The 20877-nt window shown below is 57.5% G+C and carries 17 protein-coding genes and 4 pseudogenes; 8 read left to right on the forward strand and 13 right to left on the reverse strand.

Annotated features, from left to right (window positions below; translation table 11 throughout):
- Nucleotides 1-7: 7 nt before the first annotated feature.
- The 3 genes from ACA066_RS11100 to ACA066_RS11110 are packed head-to-tail and all read left to right on the forward strand — an operon-like array spanning nt 8 to nt 3164.
- On the forward strand, nt 8-1210 hold the full coding sequence (locus ACA066_RS11100; RefSeq protein ID WP_497699238.1) for a glycosyltransferase: 1203 nt from the start codon (nt 8-10) through the stop codon (nt 1208-1210).
- Nucleotides 1207-2394 carry a glycosyltransferase family 2 protein gene (locus ACA066_RS11105; protein WP_497699239.1) on the forward strand — a complete coding sequence of 396 codons (1188 nt, stop codon included), beginning with the start codon at nt 1207-1209 and terminating at the stop codon, nt 2392-2394. The genes ACA066_RS11100 and ACA066_RS11105 overlap by 4 nt, the downstream gene beginning before the upstream one ends.
- On the forward strand, nt 2394-3164 hold the full coding sequence (locus ACA066_RS11110; protein WP_497699240.1) for a WecB/TagA/CpsF family glycosyltransferase: 771 nt from the start codon (nt 2394-2396) through the stop codon (nt 3162-3164). The genes ACA066_RS11105 and ACA066_RS11110 overlap by 1 nt, the downstream gene beginning before the upstream one ends.
- On the opposite strand, the pseudogene ACA066_RS11115 reads toward ACA066_RS11110, so the two are convergent.
- Nucleotides 3082-4403: pseudogene (locus ACA066_RS11115) on the reverse strand (IS3 family transposase); the annotation flags it as partial. The gene ACA066_RS11110 and the pseudogene ACA066_RS11115 overlap by 83 nt on opposite strands.
- A 379-nt stretch (nt 4404-4782) precedes the next feature.
- Between ACA066_RS11115 and ACA066_RS11120 the strand changes: the two are divergent.
- Nucleotides 4783-5562, forward strand: coding sequence for a WecB/TagA/CpsF family glycosyltransferase (locus ACA066_RS11120; protein WP_497699241.1), 780 nt, complete (start codon nt 4783-4785; stop codon nt 5560-5562).
- A 135-nt stretch (nt 5563-5697) separates the two neighbouring features.
- Here ACA066_RS11120 and ACA066_RS11125 read toward each other — a convergent pair.
- Nucleotides 5698-6015: pseudogene (locus ACA066_RS11125) on the reverse strand (integrase core domain-containing protein); the annotation flags it as partial.
- Between the two features lie 32 nt (nt 6016-6047).
- Between ACA066_RS11125 and ACA066_RS11130 the strand changes: the two are divergent.
- Complete coding sequence (locus ACA066_RS11130) at nt 6048-7424, forward strand: IS30 family transposase (RefSeq protein WP_497699242.1); 1377 nt, start codon at nt 6048-6050, stop codon at nt 7422-7424.
- A gap of 1 nt (nt 7425) precedes the next feature.
- Here the strand turns inward: ACA066_RS11130 and ACA066_RS11135 are convergent.
- Nucleotides 7426-7698, reverse strand: a pseudogene (locus ACA066_RS11135) (DDE-type integrase/transposase/recombinase); the annotation flags it as partial.
- Between the two features lie 422 nt (nt 7699-8120).
- On the opposite strand from ACA066_RS11135, the gene ACA066_RS11140 reads away from it, so the two are divergent.
- Nucleotides 8121-9263, forward strand: coding sequence for a hypothetical protein (locus ACA066_RS11140; protein ID WP_497699243.1), 1143 nt, complete (start codon nt 8121-8123; stop codon nt 9261-9263).
- A 76-nt stretch (nt 9264-9339) separates the two neighbouring features.
- Nucleotides 9340-10476 (forward strand): glycosyltransferase 61 family protein, encoded by a 1137-nt coding sequence (locus tag ACA066_RS11145; RefSeq protein ID WP_497699244.1) that lies wholly within the window; start codon nt 9340-9342, stop codon nt 10474-10476.
- A gap of 136 nt (nt 10477-10612) precedes the next feature.
- On the opposite strand, the gene ACA066_RS11150 is transcribed toward ACA066_RS11145, so the two are convergent.
- The 10 genes and pseudogenes from ACA066_RS11150 to ACA066_RS11195 all read right to left on the reverse strand — a co-directional run bounded on the left by ACA066_RS11150 (nt 10613) and on the right by ACA066_RS11195 (nt 20451).
- Nucleotides 10613-12037, reverse strand: coding sequence for an undecaprenyl-phosphate glucose phosphotransferase (locus ACA066_RS11150; RefSeq protein ID WP_497699245.1), 1425 nt, complete (start codon nt 12035-12037; stop codon nt 10613-10615).
- Between the two features lie 229 nt (nt 12038-12266).
- Nucleotides 12267-12362, reverse strand: a pseudogene (locus tag ACA066_RS11155) (cytochrome C); the annotation flags it as partial.
- Nucleotides 12363-12374: 12 nt separating this feature from the next.
- The gene (locus tag ACA066_RS11160; protein WP_497699246.1) at nt 12375-14762 is read right to left on the reverse strand and encodes a DUF3772 domain-containing protein; all 2388 of its coding nucleotides are present in this window, start codon (nt 14760-14762) and stop codon (nt 12375-12377) included.
- A 114-nt stretch (nt 14763-14876) separates the two neighbouring features.
- Complete coding sequence (locus ACA066_RS11165; protein ID WP_497699247.1) at nt 14877-16061, reverse strand: acetyl-CoA C-acyltransferase family protein; 1185 nt, start codon at nt 16059-16061, stop codon at nt 14877-14879.
- 220 nt (nt 16062-16281) lie between these two features.
- A complete protein-coding gene (locus tag ACA066_RS11170; protein WP_497699248.1) occupies nt 16282-16722 on the reverse strand; it encodes a helix-turn-helix domain-containing protein in 441 nt (146 codons plus the stop codon).
- Nucleotides 16723-16725: 3 nt separating this feature from the next.
- A complete protein-coding gene (locus tag ACA066_RS11175; RefSeq protein ID WP_497699249.1) occupies nt 16726-17049 on the reverse strand; it encodes a DUF4258 domain-containing protein in 324 nt (107 codons plus the stop codon).
- Between the two features lie 138 nt (nt 17050-17187).
- On the reverse strand, nt 17188-18591 hold the full coding sequence (locus ACA066_RS11180; RefSeq protein WP_497699250.1) for a heavy metal sensor histidine kinase: 1404 nt from the start codon (nt 18589-18591) through the stop codon (nt 17188-17190).
- Nucleotides 18588-19259, reverse strand: a complete 672-nt coding sequence (locus tag ACA066_RS11185) for a heavy metal response regulator transcription factor (protein WP_084322151.1) — start codon at nt 19257-19259, stop codon at nt 18588-18590. Before ACA066_RS11185 ends, ACA066_RS11180 begins: the two co-directional genes overlap by 4 nt.
- A gap of 39 nt (nt 19260-19298) precedes the next feature.
- The gene (locus tag ACA066_RS11190) at nt 19299-19550 is read right to left on the reverse strand and encodes a DUF2790 domain-containing protein (RefSeq protein ID WP_497699251.1); all 252 of its coding nucleotides are present in this window, start codon (nt 19548-19550) and stop codon (nt 19299-19301) included.
- Between the two features lie 130 nt (nt 19551-19680).
- Nucleotides 19681-20451, reverse strand: a complete 771-nt coding sequence (locus tag ACA066_RS11195) for an alpha/beta hydrolase (RefSeq protein ID WP_150632045.1) — start codon at nt 20449-20451, stop codon at nt 19681-19683.
- 199 nt (nt 20452-20650) lie between these two features.
- Between ACA066_RS11195 and ACA066_RS11200 the strand changes: the two genes are divergently transcribed.
- Nucleotides 20651-20872: a hypothetical protein gene (locus tag ACA066_RS11200; protein WP_497699252.1), complete on the forward strand. Its 222-nt coding sequence runs from the start codon at nt 20651-20653 to the stop codon at nt 20870-20872.
- Nucleotides 20873-20877: the final 5 nt, after the last annotated feature.

A 20877-nucleotide genomic window follows, 5' to 3' on the forward strand; every position in this document is an offset into this window, starting at 1 on the left:
GGTTCCTATGCGCATTGCTTATTTCATCAATCAGTACCCCAAGGTCAGCCATAGCTTCATTCGTCGCGAGATTTTGGCGGTGGAACGCCAGGGTTTTGAGGTGCAACGTATCGCGCTGCGTGGCTGGGATGCCGAGTTGGTGGATGCCGAGGACGTGTCCGAACGCGATAAAACCCGGTATATCTTGCAGGACGGAATAAAAGGGTTGTTGGGCCCCACGCTGCAGGTATTGCGCGCCCAGCCACGACGCTTCTTTTCGGCACTGTGGCTGGCGTTACGCATGGGCCGGCGTGCTGATTGCGCCTGGCCGTATCACGTGGTTTATTTGCTCGAAGCCTGCCGCCTGCTGACCTGGTTGCAGGCGTTCGGCGCCGAGCATGTGCATGCGCATTTCGGCACTAACTCCACTGAGGTGGTGATGTTGGCCAACGCACTCGGCGGGCCAGCGTACAGTTTTACCGTGCACGGCCCGGAAGAGTTCGACAAACCGCAGTTCATTCATCTGGGCGAGAAAGTACGGCGCGCGGCGTTTGTCGCTGCCATCAGCTCTTATGGCCGCAGCCAGTTGTTTCGCTGGGTGGATCATTCGCACTGGGCAAAAGTAAAAGTGGTGCATTGCGGCCTGGAGCGGACGTTTCACGATGTGACGCCCGTGGCCGTGCCTTCCGTGCCGCGTCTGGTTTGCGTCGGTCGCTTGTGTGAGCAAAAGGGCCAGCTGCTGCTGCTGGAGGCCGCGCGCATCCTGGCCGTGCAAGCCGTGGAGTTCGAGATCGTACTGGCTGGCGATGGGGAAATGCGTGGGCAAATCGAAGCCCTGATTGCACAGCATGGCTTGCAGTCGCAGGTACGAATTACCGGCTGGATCAGCAGCGACCAGGTGCGCACGGAAATTCTTGCCGCGCGGGCCTTGGTGTTGCCCAGCTTTGCCGAGGGTTTGCCGGTGGTCATCATGGAAGCCATGGCGTTGCGCCGACCGGTGTTGACGACCTATGTGGCGGGCATTCCCGAGCTCGTGCGCCAGGGCGAGAACGGCTGGCTGTTTCCCGCTGGCGAAGTGGAGGAGCTGGCAGCGGCGATGGCGGACTGCCTCGCGCAACCTGTCGAGGTGTTGCAGCAGATGGGTGAAGCGGCCTGGCAGCGGGTGGTGGAACGACACGATATCGATACCGAAGCAGCCAGGTTGGTTCATTTATTCAAGGCGCAAGCATGATCACATTACTGGGTTGGCTGTTCAGCGCACTGCTGGTGCTCATCGTCGTGCCGGTGTTGGTGTTGTTTGCCCAGGTGCTGCTGGCCTGTCTGCCTGCGCGGTCACGTTCGTCGACACCAGGACCGCGGCCGCGGGTGGCGGTGCTGGTGCCGGCGCACAATGAATCCTCGCTCATCGTAGCGACGCTCAACAGCATTCGGCCGCAGTTGGTAGAAGGTGATCGCCTGTTGGTGGTGGCGGACAACTGTTCTGACGACACGGGGGCGCTGGCCCGCGCGGCGGGTGCGGAGGTGGTGGAGCGTCGCAATGAGCAGCAGCGTGGCAAGGGGTATGCGCTAGACTTTGGGGTGCGTCATCTGGCGAGCGATGCGCCGGACGTCATGATCATTGTCGATGCCGACTCCCTGGTGAGTGAAGGCTCGATCGAGCGTCTCGCCATGTGTTGCATCAACTCGGGGCGGCCAGCGCAGGCACTGTATCTGATGCATGCTCCAGCGGGTTCCGGGTTGAAAGTGCAGCTTGCCGAGTTCGCCTGGTGTGTGAAAAACCGGGTGCGGCCGCAAGGTTGGGCACGGCTTGGCTTGCCTTGTTCATTAATGGGCTCGGGGATGGCTTTCGTCTGGAAGGACCTGGCTTTGGTCGATCTCGCCAGCGGCCATATCGTCGAAGATCTGAAGATGGGCCTCGATTTCTGCCGAAGCGGCAAGCCACCCTTGTTTTGCCCCGATGCGCGGGTGACCAGTTATTTTCCGCGCAGTGACGAAGGCTTGAGTATCCAGCGTACGCGTTGGGAACACGGTCACCTGGGGGGCATCCTGGGTGATGCGCCAAAGTTGATGGTGGAGGCGATCACGCGAAGCAATGGGAGTCTGTTGGCCATGACGGTGGACTTGTTGGTGCCACCGCTGGCCTTGCTGACGTTGGTTCTCGGCGCAGCCTTTGCCCTGTCATGGCTGGTATTTTTGCTGAGCGGCGCATTGGCACCTGCATTGATCGCTTCGGTCGGGATGGCCCTGTTGGGAGGGACTGTCCTGCTGGCGTGGAGCCGCTTCGGTCGCGGGATCATCGCTTTTTCGACCTTGTTGTATGCACCGTTCTACGCGTTGAAAAAAATCCCCCTGTACATCGGCTTTGTGTTCAAGCGCCAGGTCGAGTGGGTGCGTTCGAAGAGAGATGACAATTAATGCACGCATCGTCCTGGCGACATCGTTGGCAATCGATTACCCGCAAACTCAGGGTGGTCAGCGACATTGATGATGAGCAACGATTGATTGAGGCGTTGTCCCGACCTGACGCGACGACAGTGCTCGGATTCGCCAATGCCCATGCCATGAACCTGGTGGCAGCCAATACCGATTACCATACCGCGCTGCTCTCGGCGGACGTGCTGCTGCGGGATGGCTCCGGCCTGGCCATCCTGTTTCGTCGCCTCGGTCTGGAACCGGGACTGAATATGAATGGCACCGATTTCATCCCCAAACTGCTGGCCGCGTACAAGGGCCGGCGCGTGGCTTTCTGGGGCACTGAAGAGCCTTTTCTAACCCCGGCGGTGCGGCATAGCGAAGCGCAATTTGCGGTCAATGTCGTCTCGGCTCACCATGGCTTCGCGCTTGTGGATACCTACATAAACCTCGCCCGGCAGTTTCAGCCGGAACTGGTTGTGCTGGGGATGGGCATGCCCAAGCAAGAAGCCGTTGCTGCCAGGCTGGCCGACAGCGGCGTGCCTTGTCTTGTCGTGTGCGGCGGGGCGATTCTGGACTTTCTTGGCGGCAAGGTGACTCGCGCTCCGCAATGGGTGCGACGTATCGGTTGCGAGTGGGTGTTCAGACTCATCACTGAGCCAAAGCGACTTTTTCGTCGCTATGTGATGGGTAATCCCTCACCCAAGCGCGTGCGGCGTCCAGACTGGCAAAGCCATCCTGCGGCCATTGCGGGCAGTATTTCAGCGTTCTAAACAGCGACTCCGGGTAGGGATTGTCGTTGCTGACCCGCGGTCGCCCCGCGAGGGCGTGATGCCCAGTTCGTACATCTTGCTCAGCAGCGTCACCGACTTCATCGGCGCTCCATTGTCCGAGTGCAGCACCAGCGGTTCGCGTAAACACTGCTCGCCGATCACGCTGCGTTGCAACAGCGCAGCGGCTTTCTCGCCGCTTTCCGCGTCGTAGACCTCCCAGCCCACGGCTTTTCGGCTGTAAATATCTTCGATCAGGTAGAGGTAGTAATACTTCCCACGTATCGGCGACGGCAGATACGTGATGTCCCACGACCACACCTGATTGGGCGCTTTGGCCGCATGAGTCGTCGGTGCTGCATGCCGCCTGGGGCGCTGACTACGGCCTCGATGTTGCTGTTGACCCGCCGCCCGCAAGACGCGATAAAACGTCGCCTCCGACGCCAGATAACGTTCTTGATCGGCCAGGCGCGGTACGATCTGGCTCGGTGGCAGATGGGCATACGCAGGGCTGTTGCACAGCGCCACAATCGCCTGTCGTTCGACCTCACTCAGCGCATTACGCGGCGTTGGCCGCACGATAGTCGTTCGGGCATCGGCCTGGATAACGTCGGCTTCAGTCCATCACTGCAAGGTCCGCAGCGATAGACCGACTTCCCGGCAGGCCCTGAGTTTTCTGCTTCCTGCTGCGACGGCTTCGGTCAACCACGCCACGAGCAACTGCCGTTCCGGCAAAGACGTCAGTTGTCCTCGTTGTCGGTCCCCCAGTAGTCGTTGAGTTTTTTTTCGCAGCACCAACAACGCGGCTGTTTCGGCGAGCGCCTTGTCTTTGCGGCGCAGTTCGCGCTCAAGTTCCTGGATGCGTTTCTTATCTTTGCGAGACTGCTCCCGCTCTTCTTTTTGCTGGGCCTTTTCCGATTTCTGGCCGGTGATGAAGGCTTGTCGCCAGGCCGTGATTTGCTCGGGGTAAAGGCCTTTACGACGGCAATACTCGCCCAAGTCGATCTCGGACAAACCGGCGGCTTCAAGGACGACAGCAAACTTGGTTTCGGCTGACCAGTTCTCGGTTAACGGATTGTTTTCGGACACTGCACTTCCTTCAGAACTGAGCTGCTTGCGCCAGTTGGACAAAGACATTTCGCTGACCCCTTCGCGCCGGGAAACCTCGGCCATTGATAGGTTCAGCGGGGGAAGCAGCATTTTGAGTAATGCGGCTCTGCGTTCAGGTGAATAGTACGGCACGACCAGTCTCTTTCCGCCCCCGATATGACTTTTTAGGAAAAACCGGAGAGGCGACAACTATCCTGACACCGGGGGATGGCAGGGCGACCAGTTTTGCTATCAAGTACGATGCATTCTCTTGTAAATAAAAAAAACAAGTCGATCCAAAGTGGTTCTTGTTGACGTTTTGGGCATCTGTACTACTGTTGTAGCTAATCGCCATGACGTCGGACTTGGTCCTTATGCGCATCTCCTACTTCATCAATCAGTATTCCAAAGTAAGTCATAGCTTCATTCGTCGCGAAATTTTGGCGCTGGAGCGTCAGGGGGGTGCGGTTCGCTCTGGTGCGGCAAGACCGGGCAGATTCGATTTTCGGAAAATTTTGGGGAGATTGGATTTATGCCTGCACCGCATGAGTGTAGAAGAGTTTATTTTCTGGAAACTCCATTTGACCTACTATCTGAATCAGAGGTTCTTAATCTTCTCTCTGTCGGCAAACACACTGAAAACAAATTTAAGTATATAGTTACTCCCAACGTGGATCATATTGTTAGAAATAACGAACGTGGCGATTTGTTTCCTTGTTATCACAAGGCATGGCTATCTGTATGCGATAGCCGAATTGCCGCCCGATTGGCGCGCAGCAAGGGTTACCCCATCCGCGACATTATTACAGGCAGTGATTTAACGCTGAAAATATTCAATGCGATTATCAAGCCTGAACACCACGTCACCATCATTGGGTGTGATGAAGATAGCGTTAATAAGATTCGTGCGCGTTACCGACTTAAACATATACATCATCACAACCCAAAAATGGGCTTTATATATGACGCAGGCGCTATAAAATCTTGCTGTGAATTTGTTGCTGAACACCCGTCTGATTTTGTGATGCTAGCGGTAGGCTCCCCACAGCAAGAAATATTGGCTCATCATCTAGAGGCATCGCCTGAGTCTCGCGGCATTGGACTGTGTATTGGTGCTTCACTATTGTTTCTCGCCGGAAAAGAAACGCGCGCACCTCGTCTCGTCGCAGCGCTTGGGCTTGAATGGCTATTTCGCTTGATTCAGAACCCCAAACGGTTATGGCGCCGGTACTTTCATGACTTTAAAATATTTTACATGACATTCAAAAGTTCATCTCATGATGGATCTTTTGACGTTCGGGAGCTTGAATAATATGATTGTGCTACCAATTCTGAAGGCGTGTTGCTTCGATGCGCAGCCTGGAGGAGGTATGAAGGTGATGTCATCCAGGGGGAAACCCTGAAGAAGACTTCCCGTTACCGGAACGGTCAGGATGCAGTGTAGTGGTCAACTAATCCCGGACACGACGTTAAGTTTTTCTTCGGCCCGAGCTGGCGCCAGCCCGCCGTTGAATTGATGGGGTCGAATCCAGTTGTACCGATGCATCAAGAATTGGCTGATATCGTGCTGAGCTTCTTGAGCCGTTCTGTAACCCGTGGTCGGTATCCATTCCGTTTTCAAGCTACGGAACACTCGCTCCATTGGCGCGTTAAAGCAATTTCCCCGGCGACTCATGCTCTGGCGCATGCGATAACGCCACAGCCGCTGGCGAAATAAACGACTCGCATATTGGGCGGATTCAACCGGTCGTCGCAACACCTTTGATCAAGGTGTATATGGGACGGCCTGCCGGGTGGATGCAAAAGTTGACGGGCCGAGGAGCGATGCGCTCGCCAGGCGCGCCGTCACTTCGTAGAGAGATCGAGCGGCTGTTTTGGGCGCAGGTTGCAACCGGGATCACCAGCGAAAAAGCAGCGGAAGCTGTTGGCGTTTCATCAGCGGTAGGCACACGCTGGTTCCGTCATCGGGGCGGGATGCCATTATTCATGTCAAACCACGTATCAGGAAGGTACTTGTCGTTCGCGGAGCGAGAAGAAATTGGGCTGCTCCAAGCGCAAAGTGTTGGCGTCCGTGAGATTGCCCGTCGCCTTGGGCGAAGCCCGTCGACAGTTTCACGGGAACTGACACGTAATGCTGCAACTCGTTGTGGTCGGCTTGAGTATCGAGCTTCAGTCGCTCAATGGAAGGCAGAACTGGTTTCCCAAAGGCCCAAGCCAGCGAAACTGGTGACCAACCCGCGACTGCGCAAATACGTGCAAGACCGCTTGGAGGGCAATGTTCACGACGCTGATGGCCGAGAGATTACGGGGCCTCGACAAGCACCGTTCAAAGGACGAAATAAACCACATCGCAGTGACCGTCGATGGGTCAATGGCTGGTCGCCCGAACAGATTACCAACCGGCTACAGATCGATTTCCCGGACGATCAATCCATGCGTATCTCTCACGAAGCCATATATCAAGCCCTCTACATTCAGGGGCGAGGGGCTCTCAAGCGCGAGCTGGTGAGTTGCCTGCGCACAGGGCGCGCATTGCGCGTGCCGAGAGCCAGGGCACAGGCCAAAACGTGGGCACACGTCAGCGAGGATGTCATGATCTCCAGTCGTCCTACCGAGGTGGAAGACCGGGCCGTACCAGGGCATTGGGAGGGCGACCTGATCATCGGCCTAAATCGATCCGCGATTGGAACGCTGGTCGAGCGCTCAACTCGATTTACCATGCTCGTCCATCTGCCTCGCGAGGAAGGTTATGGACTAATTCCTCGGACGAAGAACGGGCCGGCGCTGGCCGGCTACGGGGCAGTCACTATGGCCAACGCACTAAAGAAGACCGTGACTGACCTGCCTATCGAATTATGGCGATCTTTGACATGGGATCGTGGAAAGGAACTGTCGGATCACGCTCGATTTACCATCGAATCTGGAGTTAAGGTCTTCTTTGCTGACCCTCATAGTCCTTGGCAGCGCGGCACGAACGAGAATACGAACGGTCTTTTGCGGCAATATTTCCCGAAAGGCACCGACCTGTCTCGCTGGAGTGCCCAGGAGATCAAAGCCGTAGCTCACGCGCTGAACACAAGACCTCGGAAAACACTCGGCTGGAAAACACCTGCCGAAGCGTTAAACAAGTATCTAAAATCTATTCAACAATCCAGTGTTGCGACGACCGGTTGAATCCGCCTTGCGACCCTTGGTCCGAGTGAAACAACAGGCCCTGAGGCCTTCCTCGTTGCTCCTAAGCCATATCCAGCGCCTTGATAACCAGATCGGCGTCCGGCTTTTCCGACAACGCCCAGCCCACCACCCGGCGCGCGCAAAGATCCAGCACGACAGCCAGGTAATGCCATTTTCCCTGGGCCCAAATGTAGGTGATGTCGCCGCACCACACCTGGTTGGGTACCGGGACATCGAACTCGCGGTTCAAGGTGTTCGGGATATCGAGTCGTTCGGTAATCCGCTGTTTCTGTTACGTACTTTGATCTTCAGGCAAGCCTGACGCAGCCGCTCTTTTGATACCCCGCTCAAGCTTTTCCGGCGCCATAAAAACAGCGTCTGAAATATCTTGCAAAACTTCGGCGTTGCACCTTTACTCATGCTGAAGTTTCGACTTGACGGGTGTGCTTTGGGCTGTTTGCTTCATTAAGATTGGCGTCAACAAAATGTTGTCAGGCAATCTTGAGTTCCAGGGAGGGAGTTGCGGCTTTTCGCAAGAAGGAAGGTGGCAGGCTCAAAGTGGGTTGCGGATTGTATCGAGACTGTAATATTTGCGCAGTTTGAACAATGTGCTCAGTTGTCGCGCTTTCATTTCGAGTCTTTGTTTTATTGATTTGAAACTAAAATGGCCCTTCCTTGAATTGTGCTGATAACCAAATGAAAGAATACATAGCAGCATTAATGCGTCAGTTGTTAACTCCTTCGATGCGATTTGAGCTAAGGAAAGCTGTCGCCTGGCTGCGGGATATCCTTGGGCGAGCCTGTTTTTGGCGCTGGGAAATTGTCAGGTTCAAACTGCGGGAAGACAGCCTCTACGACATTCTCTATGTGGGCAGGAAAACACAGCGGGAGTTTGTGAAGGTTTTAATGGGCGTTCAATCTCAAGCGGTTGATGGTCAGTTGAAGCTGGGCAAGTCAGACCAGACAGTGGTGGTCAGTGAAATGCCGACCCCGGGGGCATTATATGTGCCTCAGTGCCTGAGTGCTGTCGTGCCACTGAGCAGATCAATCGACGAGATCACCGCGAGATACAACACCGAGCTGCGCCGGAATCTGCGCAAGAACCGTCTGCGCTACCGCATGAAGCAAGCGTTGAACGATGACGAGATTGAAACGGCAGACCGGGAAATGCTTCAACCCTATGCCGCGGCCCGGCATGGTTCGGCCGCCTCGCAAATTGAAGCGCGCGAAGTTCAACGGGTGGCAAAAGTCGCTGGTCGACTCGATCTGGTGCTGCTGGAAGACGAGATTGTTGCATGCCATCTTGGCTGCGTAGTCACCCGGGCAGGTAAACGTTATTGGAGTACCGTGCGCTTCGGTTACCCGGATGTAGTGTTTTCGGATACAAAGAAGTTGCGCGAAGTTAACTCCATCACCACGTTCATGGCGCTGGAGTGGGCGATTGAAAACGGTTTTGACTATTACGACATTGGTACTTGCCTGGCACGCCCGGACGACGGACTTCTCGAATGGAAAAGAAGACGCGGTGGCGATGTCGATACGCTGGGTAACCACGGCTATTTGTTTGTTCAACTGCCCAGGGCTGGCGCAGCGCAGTTTCTCTGGGAGGCGCCACTATTTGCTGTAGAGGGAAAAAACCTGACACTTCATCTCGGGTTGCCGGACGGGCCGAGTGATGAAGTAGTTGCCAGCCGATATCGCGAAATGGGATTTGGTGGTCTTTCAAAAATATATATCCATTGTTCCAGGGTGCCGGGAGAAGTGCTTCTCGATACTTTGCGCAGCCGTTACGCTCATTTGAAGTCGCCCCCTGTTCTGGAAAGTATTATTTCCACCTGAACACGTCGTTGCGTTTAAAAATCAGTTTCAACCAATAACGCTTGTTGCCGTTTATCCATATCTGGATGGGGTGCCTATGTCTCAATTTAATGCACTGACAAGTGGCGGCCAATCGAAGTGGAGCCTTGCTGCGTATAAGCACCTTTTAAAAACACGCGTCACACGGACGCCGTCGCTGCCCCTGCAGAGCCAGGCCGTGAAAACCTGGGAAATTGCCCCGGGCGAAATTGCGATGGCTCCGCCCGCTTTCTACCTGCCCAACCAGCTCGAGCGTGTGACGGGGTGGGCCGAGGCGCTGTTTTATCCTCACGAGCATCCTCGACGCACAATGGAAGGTATCGGTAGTGTGGAACACAGTCCGACCCGAGGTTACTTGCTGAAGGATGTCTGGTTGATCGATGGCACGCTCTACAAAGGCAATGCCAAGTCGTGGTTGACCCCTGGTTCTGGCCGGTTACCGGGGATTCGCGTAGAAAACGAAATCGATCGCGGCGCGTTGTATTGCACGGCGGGGGGAAACAAATGGTTTGGCACCTGGCTGATGGATGATTGTTTAACCTATCGATTGGCCAGCAACGAAGGCGTCCCGGTGACCACGGCACCCTTTGCCGCGAATGCTTCCATCGCCAGGAACGGCATACTTCACGCCCCCGGTTACGAGAACTGGCTGGACATGAGGCCAGTTCGTTTGCGCAATGCATTTTTCCGTGAACTCGTGATCTTTGACGATCTGAGCCAAAATCGACACAAGCACCTGCGTTTCCGGGCGATGGGTGAAAAACTGCTGTCACACGTCAACGTCAGCGCTCATCCGGGCGTATTCATCCTGCGCGGTGGCAAGGGTGAGCTGCGATTGCTGCGCAATGAGAGGGAGCTTGCAGAGCGTCTACGCGACCGTAGAGGTTTTCGCATTCTTGATCCGGCGACATCCGATGTTCCAACCATTGTCGCGGCCTGTGCGGGTGCAAGAACCGTGATCGGGATCGAGGGGAGTCATCTTATCCATGGGGTTAATGTGCTTCCCCCGGGTGGTTCGCTGCTCGTTTTGCAGCCGCCTGATCGTTTCGTCTGCTTCTTCAAGTACCTGACCGATCGTGACCGGCAGAACTTCGGTTTTGTGGTCGGTACGCCAGCGGGAAGTGGTTTCACCATCGACCCCGATGAAGTCGAGCGCACGCTGGATCTCTTTCCGTCATCGTACGGTGAGGTGTAGGAGCGAGCTTGCTCGCGATGGACGACCGACCACCGCGTTTAACCAGGTAACACGCGCTATCGTTAACGACCATCGCGAGCAATCGAGCGTCGACCGGCTGCTCCTACAGTTTCACCTGGCAGGCATTCACGAAGCACTAGTAGGCTTGTTTGCCGGAGAAGGCAGATACCGTTCGTAAAAGAATGATGAAGTCGAGCCAGAGCGACCAGTTGTTGATGTACTCGATGTCTGAGTCAACCCGCCGAATCATTTGTTCTATATCTTTCGTTTCACCGCGAAGGCCACGTACCTGAGCCAGGCCGGTGATGCCCGGTTTAATGTTGTGCCGCGCAAAGTAGCCCGAGACATCGGGTGAGTACTGCACGTCGTGTTGAATCGCGTGCGGACGAGGGCCTACCAGCGACATCTCTCCCATCAAAACGTTGAACAACTGCGGTAGCTCATCCAGGCTGGTTTTCCGAATAAAGGCGCCCACCCTGGTCACGCGTGGATCATTCTTTTGTGCCTGCTTGACGGTGCCGTCCGACGGTTGATGGACCACCATGCTTCTGAACTTCCAGATCCGGAAAACTTCGCCACTCCACCCCATGCGTTGTTGACGAAAGAACACGGGGCCGGGGTTATCGATCTTGATCGCAAGGGCGACGATCGCCAGCACTGGCGCCGCAAACAGCAGGATGAGAAAAGCTCCGACCTTGTCTTCGAGATTCTTCAGGAACAGTCGCATCCCCATCAGCGGCGTTTCGGACAAGGTCAGCACGGGAATGCCGGCAATCTCGCGAACACTGTGGTTGATCAACTTCAAGGCGAAAATGTCAGGCACCCAGTTAACCCTGACGTGTTTGTCGAACAGGCTCAAATAGACCTTCTGGATAACTTCGGAGCCACCGACAGGGGTCACAAAATAGACGGTACGAATGGCGTGTTTGACGACCAATTCATCAAGATCAGAGATATTGCCCAATATCGCCAGGCGTGGTGCGCCTTCCAGGCCTTCCTTTCCCCGGTCATCGTCCGCGCCAATCAATACACAGCCGACGATGCGTTCACCGAGCCAGGGGTTATTGCTGATTTTCTTGTGGAGGTAGCTGGCCAGTTCGCCCGAGCCAATGATCAGCGAATTTTCCAGTTGCGTCGGGTGAGCCAGAAACCTCTTCTGCATTTCCCGTGTGGCGAGGTGCAAAAACAACTGGGCAAAGTAGCCAAGAACAAATAACTCCCCAACCAACAGCCGCGAATACCGTTCGCTTGTTTTGGTCAGAAAAGCCATGGCCACGAGAAAACCAAAGGTCGCGGTCCACGCCTTCAGAAGTTTGAAGGCTTTGACGGTAAAACCGACATTGCTGCGGTAAATAGCGTAGTGGTCGTACACGACAGCCAATGCCCCAAGCAGGAGCAGGAGCAGGATGACGTAGTCCTGGGAAATGAAGCCGATATGATAATTGATCAAAAACCACGCGACGCCGGTTACCGCAACGCAATCGAGACCGGCCTGAATGACGATACTGGTGCTGCTTCTTCGCTGGAGAACGGAACGCGTACTGTTGGGCTCAAAAATCATTTTCAGACCTCATTTGCTTTCCCTTGCGCTCGATATGACAGGATTCAGGTCAAACAGCCCTCGCTTGAGAGCCTCAGCGTCACCGACGAGTTACTCATACTTGTGACAGGTCTCCACCCTCAAATGTGTAAATCTGGTGAGACGATGACGGGTGCTATCACTTTAGCAGCACTGTGCAAACATTCACTGAATCGCTGCGGTTTCATACAACAATCAAATCAAAAAATGCTGTGTCATTGGCGGGGCAGCCCATGCCATTGCCCAGGTGGCAACCGGCGCATTGGAATGGGGAGTTCACGCTAACGCGGGCCTGGGCATTCGGCTTCCACCCATAGATTCACACCGCGGGTGCCGGCTTCGCCAGTTCGATACCCGCGGCGCCCAGGCGCTTGAGAATCTCGAACAGCAGGTCGCTCTTGGTCACGCCGACAATTCGCGGGCTGCCGACATAGCCGGTTACGGTCAGGGTGATGCCTTCGGGGGTGAGTTTGCTGAAGCGCACCATCGGTGCCGGTTTGTCGAGAATGGTTTCGTGCTCGCAGTAGGTGTTGTAGAGCAGGTCTTTCACCTGTTCGGGGTCGATGTCCAGAGGGAAGGTGAGTTCGAGCGTCGCCACCCCTTGGGCGCTGCCGCCCAGGGTCACGTTGCGCAGGTTCTGCGAGATCAGCTGCGAGTTCGGGACGATGACGATCGAGCGGTCACTGAGCTGGATTTCGGTGGCCCGCACGTTGATCCGGCGGATGTCGCCTTCGACCCCGCTGATGCTGATCAGGTCGCCGACTTTCACCGGGCGCTCGGTCAGCAGGATCAGGCCGGACACGAAATTCTTGACGATCTCCTGCAAGCCAAAACCAATCCCCACCGACAACGCGCTGACGATCCAGGCCAGGTTGGTCCACTGCACGCCCAACGATGACAGCGTCATCAGGATGACCAACGCATAGCCGATATTGGCAAACAGCGTGGTCAGCGAAGCGCGCATGCCCGGGTCCATCTCGGTTTTTGGCAGGAGCTCCTTGTCCAGCCAGCGGCCCAGCGTTCGTATCAGGTAAATGCCGATCAACAGAGCCAGTGTGGCATTGAGCAAGTGACCGGGGATGATGTTCAGTTTGCGCAGCCCGGCGCCACCGAGAATGGTAAAGACGTTGGTGAGCAGTTGCCCGAGGGTCGTTCCGACACCCCCGACGAACAGGGTGATGATCGCCATCAGTAACAGACCGGCCCGGCCGACCCCCGAGAGAATGGTGGAGATTTGCTCCAGGCGCCGGTCTTCAATGCCCAGCAACTGTTTCAGCGACTTGCCGCTGGGGCTTTTGACCGAAAACAGGTATTCGCTAGCATCCTTGAAGCATTGCATCAGCAGGTAGAAACCGCAGAGCACGAGGAATCCCCAGACCAGTTCATACGTGATGAACCGGGCCAGGGACACGTAACCCGTCAACAGCGATAACAGTGAAATCACGATCGCGAGACTGGCGATTGTGTAGAGCACGCCAGCGAAAGTCCGGCCTGCTTCAGGGGCTTCCCCAGCGACGACGACGGCTCTTCGGACTTTGCCGGTGCGTACCAACATGTCCAGCAGGACAAACGAAACCACCAGCGCGACGATGCCTCGACCGGCGATCACCACACCACTGCTTATCCCGGTTGCGTTGATGATCTGGTTCATCGTTACCAGAACCAACAGCACGGCCGCCAGAATTCGGGGATAAGGTTTGAGTGACAGCGCCACCGGGTCGGCGAGCGGCGGCAGCCGCCAGGACGGGTGCTGCGTGGATAACAGGGCGCGACTCAGCGAGGTGATCAGGACGCAGGTGTAGGCGACTTTTTCGAACTCCTGGGAAAAGGTGGTGAGCATCGGCGTCAGCGGAGTCTGGCGTGTGAAGGTATAAAACAGCAGTTGCAGGGCGACGCCGACGGTCAATACGGTGGCCAGCACAGAGGCCAGCGCGAGGGAGCTTCGGCGCAGGCGTCCTTCCGGCATCCGGTGAATGCACAGCCAGGTCAGCCCGCGTTCGGCGAGCCGGCGGCCGAGCGTCCAGATGACCAGGGCCAACGCCAACAGTGCGCTGGTGTAGAGGCGTTGGCCCGGTTGCCAGGCCACTTTGACGACCTCTGTCACCTGATCGAAGAACATTTTGACGCGCAGCCGATCGTCCATCGACGGGGCCATGACCGGTGACCAGAAGTCGGGGTTCAGGATGCTTCGGGTGCTTAGGGTCAGTTCGCTTTCCAGCAGGTTGCGACGGATACCGGCGATCTGGGTGACGAGGTCGGTGGCACTCGTTTTCAGAGCGGCCAGGGTTTTCAGGGTGGCGTCGACTTTGTTTTTTTGTTCGGTGAGCGCCGTTCGCTGCGCGGCGATATCGGATTGTTCGGCCGCGGCGTCATCGAGCGGGACAGGCCCCAACACGCCCAGTTGTGCGCGGAGTTGAGTTTGTAACGGAAGCAGTGAGGCAGTGAGGTGATCGACATCCAGCATGAACATCTGGACCAGGTCCTGCGGGCCCTCCAGCTGGGTGAAGTTGTCGACCAGCGAGATCTGCTGTTTGAGGCTGTCCAGCCGAAGCTGCAGCGCCTGGAGATCGCTCTGGGAAACGGCAAGGGTCGCGGTTCCCGCCTTGGGCGCGGAAATGTCTGGAGCGTCGGCCGCCGACAGCATTCCGGGCCCCGTCCCGAAAAGCGTGAAAGCGACGAAAATCATGGCTTTCAGTGCATGACGCATAGGTGTGTCCGACTCTGTTGTTAGTCATTCAGCCTATGAGGTTAGGTCATCAGGTAAACCTTCGAGGAATAGTTTGGTCGCCTGCCCCCTCTGAGCGGGGGCAGGGTGGACGTGTCAGACGCGTTCGAACAACACGGCGATGCCCTGGCCGCCGCCGATGCACATGGTCGCCAGGGCATAACGGCCCTGGACCCGGTGCAGTTCGTGAATGGCTTTGGTGGCGATAATCGCGCCGGTGGCGCCCACCGGGTGGCCCAGCGAGATGCCCGAACCGTTGGGGTTGACCTTCTCCGGGTCGAAGCCCAGTTCCTGCGCCACGGCACAGGCTTGCGCGGCGAAGGCTTCGTTTGACTCGATGACGTCCAGGTCGGCCACAGTCAGGCCGGCTTTTTTGAGAACCAGACGGGTGGCGGGAATCGGACCGAGTCCCATCAATTCCGGCTCGACCCCGGCGTGGGCGTAACCGACCAGTCTTGCCATCGGCTTGAGGCCTTGGGCGCGCACCATCTCACCGGTGGCCATGATCAACGCGCCCGCGCCGTCATTCAGTCCGGAGGCGTTGCCGGCGGTGACGCTGCCGTCTTTTTTGAAGGCGGGCTTCATCTTGGCCAATTGCTCGGCATTGACCTCGGCGCGCACGTGTTCGTCGGTCGCAAAGGTCACGGTGCCTTTGCGCGAGGCCACTTCGATCGGCACGATCTGACCGTTGAAGCGGCCTTCGGCGATTGCCCGCGCGGCGCGCTGCTGGCTGATCATGGCCAGTTCATCCTGGGCCTGGCGCGTGATGCCGTAGCGCTCGGCGATGTTTTCCGCGGTGATGCCCATGTGGAAACCGGCAAACGGGTCTTGCAGCACGCCGAGCATGTAGTCGATGGCCTGCATGTCGCCCATGCGGGCGCCCCAACGCGCTTGCGGCAACAGATACGCGCCACGGCTCATGGACTCGACGCCACCGGCCAGCGCCGCGCCCGCATCACCCAGCATCAGGCTTTGGGCGGCACTGACAATCGCCTGCAAACCGGAACCGCAGAGGCGGTTGACGTTGAAGGCCGGCGTCTCTTTCGGCAGCCCGGCATTCATCGCCACCGCCCGGGAGATGTAGGCGTCACGCGCTTCGGTCGGAATCACATGACCCATCACCGCATGGCCAATGTGCTCAGGCGCCAGCCCCGAGCGCTCGATAGCGGCGCGGCAGACGTCGGTGGCCAGTTGAATCGGCGGCACATCCTTGAGCGAGCCGCCGAAGCTGCCGATGGCGGAACGGACGGCGCTGATAACGAAAATGTCGGATGGGTTCATGAGGGTTTCCCTGGTTCAGTCGGGTGCGCGTTTGGCGCTGTTATTGGGGGAAAGAGTCTAGGGGCGGTGGTGTGGTTGGCCTATGTCGAAAGTGCTCAAGGGGGGTGGTGTTTTTTGCCATTTCAGGTGGGGTTATTTTAGATCGGCCTGAGCGGGGTAAACGGTCCGAGGAGGCATAAAAAAACCCGGAACAAGTCCGGGCTTTTCATTTTTAAGCTTGTTAGACGCAGGTTTGTTCTTGCTTGTGCCAGCCATTTTCAAACTGGAGGTTGAGTTTGTGAAGCTCGTGGTCCAGGTCGTTGATCGAGTTAATGGCAGCCATCAGATCCGCTTCTCCGGTCTTGGCTTCCAGGTAGAGTCCGCGCAAGTAGCGATCATTTACGGTCGGAATCTTGTCAGTCTTCTCCCAAATCGCAACAGCTTGCGCGCTGAGCCCGACAATATTCCCCAGTCTTTCCTGGGATAAGCCCAGCTCTTTGCGCAGGAACCTGAACTCGGCACCGGTCATTGCTGCCGGCTTTTCTGCAATGGTTTTGCCGATGAAGTCGTGGAGACCTTCGACATCTGTGATAGCAACAGACTCGCCGTAGGCGGTCTCTTTCACCCCGTAGCCGTTGCTAAGCCAAACATTCGGCAGGCCGCTTTCAACGTAGTGGTACATAAATTATCTCTCCCTTTGCATCGTGGTCACTATGACGAGATATCTCCCGTCTTCGTCGACATCAATTGCGCCGACTATTTGAAGGGGTGACCCAGCCCTGAACCATGAAATAGTGAATCTCCAATCGCCCCCAGGTGCTTGATAAGGGCCATGAGTGACCTGTCCTCTGCGCAAGCATTCCATGACGTCCGGCATGGATATCTCACGTTCAATCATGCGGAGTCTCGCGTGTTTAGAATAAAAGACGCGCTCAGATCCGGTCGAAATTTCCCTGAGGATTGCCAGGGCTTTCGTTTTTGACAGCGGAAACGGAAGTAGATCGCTCATGATTTTCTATAGTATTTATAGGTTGCGACAGACTAAAGCTCAAGCGCTGATTGTCAAAGCAGGGAAATAAAATGAGACAAGAAGGGAATGCAGCGGCATTGCCCAACGGCTGTGAGAGACAAACTAAGTGTGTCGGCCTCACTCACCCACTCGCCGCCCCGGAAAAAACAACTCAAAACACGTCACCCCCTCACTGCTACTAACGCTGTAACCCCCGTGATGCAACTGCATGATCGTCGCCACAATCGACAGCCCCAAGCCATTGGAATGAGCCGAGCGCTCGCGGGATTCGTCGACCCGGTAAAAGCGTTCAAACAGCCGGGGCAAGTGGTCGGCAGGAATGGTCGGTCCATGGTTGCGCACGATCAATCGGATGCCGTCAGCCGTAGGCGTGGCGCGGATGAACAGCTCGGAATGCGGCGCGCCGTACTTGATGGCGTTGGCGCAAAGGTTGGCCAGCGCACGGCGCAGCAGCATCGGTTCAGCCCAGATCACGCCGCTGCCCTGAGCGTCGATGCTGATCCCGACGTCTGCCGCCGGCCCTTCGAAATAGTCGGCCATGCGTTCCATTTCATCGGCGGCGTCCAGTTCCTGGCGTTGGCTCAGGGCACTGGCCGGATCGGTGCGCGCCAGAAACAGCATGTTGTCGAGCATCCGCGCCAGACGCTCAAGCTCTTCGACGTTGGAGGCGAGTAGCTGCTGATAGGCTTCGACGCTGCGGTTCTGCTGCAACGCGACCTGGGTTTCGCCCAGCAGGTTGTTGATCGGCGTGCGCAGTTCATGGGCCATGTCGGTCGACACCTGACCCAGTTGCACGAAGCCCTTGCCCAGCCGGTCGAGCATCGCATTAAACGCTTCGATCATCGGCAGCAGTTCCCGTGGAGCGCCCTGGCCATCGAGGCGTTCGGTGAGGTTGCCGACGCCGATACCGTGGGCGTGCCGGGCCAGGCGCCGCACGGGCAGCAGGCCGCGATGCACCAGCAGATACCCGGACAGCGCCAGCAGAATCGCTGCCACGCTGGCGAAGAGGTACACATTGAGGCGGTAGCGGGCGAGCACGGCGGTGCGTTCGGTCATCAGGCGTCCGGTGACCACTTGCAGGCTGCCCATGTCGCCGGAATCGATGGTCGCCGCCAACGCCGCGAAAGGCACGCCATCCACGCCGGGGTAATGTTGCACGTCGGCCAGACTCAGCGGATGGTCCATCGACACTGGCGCCAGCGACGGCATGGCAAGGTTGCCGGGGTTGACCACCAACAAGGGTTTTTGTCCCGGCGCGCCGATGGTCAACAGCGCTTCGCGATTGCCCAGCATGTTCTGGAACAGCGCCGGTTTGGTCCTGATCAGCTCCAGCGTATTGCTGTCGTTGAGGAAGGTGCGCAGTTGATCGATGCGGTTCACCAGGGCGGCGTCGTCGCGACGAATCAGCTCGCGCTCCAGGTCGCGGTTCAGCGCCACGCCCAACAGGGTTAGCGAGACAAACGCCAGCAAGGCAAACACCAGCGCCAGGCGCAGTGTCAGGGAATGGCGAAGGCGGCTCATGGCTGGGTATCGAAGCGGTAGCCGATGCCGCGCACGCTGTGAATCAGCTTGAGCTGGAACGGGTCATCGATTTTCAGGCGCAAGCGGCGCACGGCGACATCGACGACGTTGGTGTCACTGTCGAAATTCATGTCCCAGACCCTTGAAGCGATCATCGAGCGCGACAGGACCTGGCCCTGATGCGTGGCGAACAGGTGCAGCAGGGCGAATTCCTTGTTGGTCAGGGTGATCTTGACGCCCGCGCGGGTGATGCGGCGCTTGAGCACGTCAATTTGCAGGTCGTCCACGTGCAACTGTTCCTCTTCGCGGGTGGGACCACGGCGGGTCAGGGTACGCAGGCGCGCCACCAGTTCCGCGAAAGAAAAAGGCTTGATCAGGTAATCGTCGGCGCCCAGTTCCAGGCCCTTGATGCGGTCGGCGATGTCATCCCGGGCGGTGAGAAACAGCACCGGCGTGTCGGCTTCCTTGCGCAAGCGGCGCAGGACTTCCCAGCCATCCATTTTCGGCATCATGACGTCGAGCACAATGACGTCGAAGTCGTGCTCCAGGGCCAGGTGCAAACCGTCGGCGCCGTCCCGCGCCAGGCTGACGGAGTAACCGAGCTCCTGCAGGCCGTTGAGCAGGTAATTACCCGCTTTGGGTTCGTCTTCGACTACGAGGATGTTCATGGGGGTGTGCCTCAGACAATTGGCGCCAGTGTAGACGGATCAATGATCATTGGTGCAGCCGGTGCCGTCGACCTGGTAATCCAGCACATGCTCGCGACCCTGGTGGTCCAGGTAGTCGAGCCGCGCCGGAATCAAGCCACACTTCTGCGAAATGTCGGTGCTGGACAGGACTTTATCGACGTCCATGTGCACGAAGAAACCGGTCTTGTCGTGGATCACCGGCGTCTGCGTATCGGCAAACACCGGGCCGGTGGCGAGGAGGGCGGCGAAGCCGAGGATAATCATTTTCATGATGAGGCTCTCTATTCGGGGTTTTGGGTGGCTGCCGACGGGTGGCCTGACAGTGAATTCAGGTTAACCAGGCGATCCGGACAGCCGACCAACAGTTCAATGACAAAGTTGTAATGAAACGGCCTCGACGTTATGGCTGGCGGCCGGAGGCTTCGAGGATCAGGTCGGCGATCTCTTTGGAGTGGGAGACCAGAGACAAGTGGCTCGACGGCAGCTCGATGGTGGTCGCGCCCATGCGTTTGGCGAGGAAGCGTTCGAGGTCCGGATTGATGGTCTGGTCGAGGCTGGAGACCGCGTACCACGACGGTTTGCTGTGCCAGGCGGCTGCGGTGGTGCGATCAGTGAACAGGGTTTTGGCGATCGGTTGCTGCACGGCGAACAGTTGCATCGCCTTGTCGTGGGGCACGTCGCTGGCGAAGTACTTGAGGAAGGCGTCCTGCTTCAGGCTGACGAACCCGTCGTGTTCTTCGGTGCCGGCGCGCACGGGCATGGTCGGGTATTTGCCCGACAGCGCCACAAAGTCTTCCCCGGCGTCCGGCGCGCGGGCCGCGACGTATACCAGCGAGCTGACCTTTGGATTGACCCCGGCTTCGCTGACCACAGTGCCGGCGTAGGAGTGGCCGACCAGAACCGTCGGGCCGTCTTGCTGATTGAGTACGCGCTGGGTCGCGGCGACGTCGTCGGCAACCGAGGTCAACGGGTTTTGAACCGCGGTGACGTGCAATCCGGCGGCCTGCAACCGCGAGATTACGTCCGCCCAACTCGAGCCATCGGCCCAGGAACCGTGCACCAGCACGACGTTGTCAGCCTTGACCGGCGCGATGTCGCTGGCCATCGCGGATCCGGTGCCGAGCATCAACAGGCTGGCGGCGATCAGGCAGAGTTTGCTCAATGGTTTCATGGTATCGACCCTTGTCATCTTCAGTGGGAGGCGTCACCCGGTGTAGGTGACTGACGACGCCACTGTAGGAAGCGAGGGTGCTGGCCACGCTGACAACTCGATGACAAGTTTGTAATGCAAGGTCTGCCGTATGTCGGGTGTCCGGAACGGTTACCCACTCAAAAACTTCCAAACGAAGACAATCCTTGGGAGTTCGACCATGACCGATGATCTGAGACGGGATGCCCTGGCGGCCTGGTACAAGCTCGTCGCACAACCCGAGATCCGGATGGATGTGGAGGAGCAGTACGACGAGTTGCTCAAGGCAGCCGATGAGATGGAGCGCCAAGGACTGATCAGCGGCGCGGAATGGCGAACCCTGGTGCGCGAGGCCGGGGTGGCGTTTTCCAATGCGACAGAAGGGGTGGGCAAAGGCACCTAGGGTTC

The organism is Pseudomonas sp. LBUM1651, assembly GCF_059716135.1.